The organism is Cellulomonas sp. GbtcB1 (assembly GCF_019091725.1).
Classification (GTDB): domain Bacteria; phylum Actinomycetota; class Actinomycetes; order Actinomycetales; family Cellulomonadaceae; genus Cellulomonas.
On record NZ_JAGXJG010000212.1, the window covers coordinates 1 to 283 of the forward strand.

General features: G+C 78.8%; 1 pseudogene. It reads right to left on the reverse strand.

The annotated features are described in order from the left end of the window. Positions 1–283: pseudogene (locus tag KVT14_RS20320) on the reverse strand (NAD(P)/FAD-dependent oxidoreductase); the annotation flags it as partial.

Sequence of the window (283 nt, forward strand, 5' to 3'; positions counted from 1 at the left end):
GAGGAGCTTGCGCTCCCAGGTCGGCACGGCCAGCACGTGGTAGCCGCGGTTGGCGAGCCAGGCCGGGAGGCCGGTGAGCACCAGCCGGTGGTACTGGAACACGCCCTGGTGCCGTCCGAGCGTGGCCACGACCCCGAGGCTGTGGTGCACGTAGTCCCGCGGGCGGCGGCCGCGCAGCGTCGCGGCGAGGTTCGCGGCGAGCAGCCGGCCCTGCCGGACGGCGGGCTGCGCGTTCGGGGCGGTCAGCGCCCCGGGCGCCCCCGCCAGGTCCGGGGCGGGCGCC